This is a genomic window from Coleofasciculus sp. H7-2 (assembly GCF_042747725.1).
Classification (GTDB): Bacteria; Cyanobacteriota; Cyanobacteriia; order Cyanobacteriales; family FACHB-T130; genus FACHB-T130.
Map to the genome: position 1 here is coordinate 1 of NZ_JBHZGO010000008.1, position 2,337 is coordinate 2,337.

Below are 2,337 nucleotides of genomic sequence, written 5' to 3' on the forward strand. Positions count from 1 at the left end.
CGCACTTCCTCGAAACACTTGGCGTCATCCACCAAAACCTGGATGTTCAGCATTGGTCGAGTTTAAAGGTGATTCTGCCCGTGTTGCAACGCCTTTACGTTATCTCCTTGGAATCCAGTAAGAGCCAGTGGATTTTGACGAGCTACGAGGACGTTAGTACGCTCCTGCGCGATAAACGCTTGGGGCGCGTTCTGGAAAACGTCAAGCTGAACCCGAACCCCGCCCACGCCCCCTTCGAGGCGGTTCAGCAGGGGTCTTTGTTGGAACTCGAGCCGCCCGACCACACCCGCATCCGCATCGCTGTTCAGGACACCTTTACCCCCAAACACGTGCGGGCTTTGGAAGGCAAGATAGCGGCCCTTTGCGACCGTCTAGCCGACACCCTAGCTAAACGCCCAGGCCGCGAAGCCGACTTGCTTAAAGACTTTGCCGAACCCATCCCCGTGACCGTCATCGCCGAGCTGCTAGGGGTACCTGAACCTGACCGACACCGTTTGGTGCCGTGGTCGAAAGCGATTATCGGCATGTTCGAGCCCGAGCGCACCCCGGAGATGGAGAGGGTAGCCGTTAGTGCTGCCCAAGCGTTTGCTGACTATGTTCGTGGGCTTATCGAGAAGAAGCGCATAGATCCCCAAGACGACCTCATCAGCCGGATGGTAAGGCTGCGCGACGAGGAGCCCGGACGCCTCAGCGAAGCCGAGATCGTCGCCAACGCGATCCTGTTTTTGAACGCAGGGCACGAGGCGGTCGTCAACGTCATCGGGAACGGGATGGTAGCGCTTTTAGGTCGCCCGAAGCTGTGGCGACGGCTCCGCGAACACCCCGAGCTCGTAGAGACGGCCCTCGAAGAGGCGATGCGTTTCGATACGCCGCTGCAATTTTTCGAGCGAGTCGTGCGACAAGAGGTGAGCTATAGGGGTTATACCTGGCCGCGCGGTACTCGAGTGTGCCTCTTTTACGCCTCAGCGAACCGCGACGAGGCGATTTTTAAAGACCCGGAGACGTTCGACCTCGAGCGCCACCCCAACCCACATCTGGCGTTCGGTTTGGGGCTGCACTACTGTATCGGGGCACCCCTAGCGCGCCTCGAGTTTAAGCACGCGCTCCTCGCCCTGACGCGCTTTTCGTCGCTCGCCCTGCAAGACGCCCCTAGCTACCACCCTAAAAACGTCTTCCGTTACCCCACTTCGCTGCGGGTGACGTTTTGAATAAAACTATTACAGCTGAGTTAGTAAAACACAGCTCATCTTCAAATCACTGCGGTCCTTCTTCACCATAAGACCATAGAAAAGAGCCGTTATCATATCTAACGATCAACTTGTTCCAGTAACCAGTTTCAGGAAAACCGCTAGTTCCACTCGGAGGTTGCTTTCTGAAAAACAAAGTTAAAGGTCTATCTGGAGCAAAAGGAAAACTCTGCGGTTGACTATTAAAAAGCAAAGGTACAGTTTCGTCATTCTGTCTAGCAGCTAAAACCACATCTTGAGGAAACGGGATTTCTCTTTGTGAGGCGTAAACCACAGAAGTCAAGGGCTCGCCAGGGCACTCTCCAGAAATTTCATAGCTTCTAAAATCAGGTACCGAAGCAAGACTATCCTGCAAAAGCACGGGTACAACCCATTCACGGCATTCACGTCTGAGGGCGGGATAAACGTGAAACATTTCGTAAGTAAAACCAATAAGAGCCCTATCACCCTCAACCAAACCGTTCGGACCAATACTGGTGCGTTGGATCAACCTGAGAGCATCTTGTATAGTCTCTGCCTTTACGCCAATTGCGTCGTCCTCGCAAAAAATCTCTACGTCACCTGCCATAAATTTATTCGGTGTTACCTGTGCATCGAAAATAGAAACCCATTCATTCCATATGCTCCTGGTATAGCTCTCAGAAGTATCTGGTAGGTCAAACCCACGAAGCTCATATACTCCTCCAGAGTTACAACCGAAAGAGGCATACAGTTCTTGAGAGGGGTTGGGAAAGCGTGCAGGAACGACAACATTAATTCGTACAATATACTCACCATCAAAATTGGAAGACGCTCTCGCAAATACTAGGTACAGGTCTTGGCCTGGTACGGGAGACCTTGGTGGTATATTTTGTGAAGCACTAGAAGACTGTGCGGTAGTCAAAAAACTGGTCGAGGAGTTGCTTCCGTTGAGCTGCGAAGTGCTACTATCACCTACTCTTGGAGCACAAGCAGCCAAACTAATAACTAAGTATTCCCAAGCTAAAAACCCGTAACAATAAGGAATGGCAAACCAACCGAATCGCTTCATAAGATTGAGTCCAGAAGAGAACAAGAGACTAAGAGAGCTAGAGCAGAATCCACATATCCA

General features: G+C 51.9%; 2 protein-coding genes. One reads left to right on the top strand and one right to left on the bottom strand.

What is annotated here, in order from left to right:
- Positions 1 to 1,208, top strand: a 1,208-nt coding sequence (locus ACFW2W_RS01800; RefSeq protein WP_378172538.1) for a cytochrome P450, incomplete at its 5' end; no start/stop codon positions are given.
- Between the two features lie 46 nt (positions 1,209 to 1,254).
- Here the strand turns inward: ACFW2W_RS01800 and ACFW2W_RS01805 are convergent.
- Positions 1,255 to 2,337, bottom strand: a 1,083-nt coding sequence (locus ACFW2W_RS01805; protein ID WP_378172540.1) for a hypothetical protein, incomplete at its 5' end; no start/stop codon positions are given.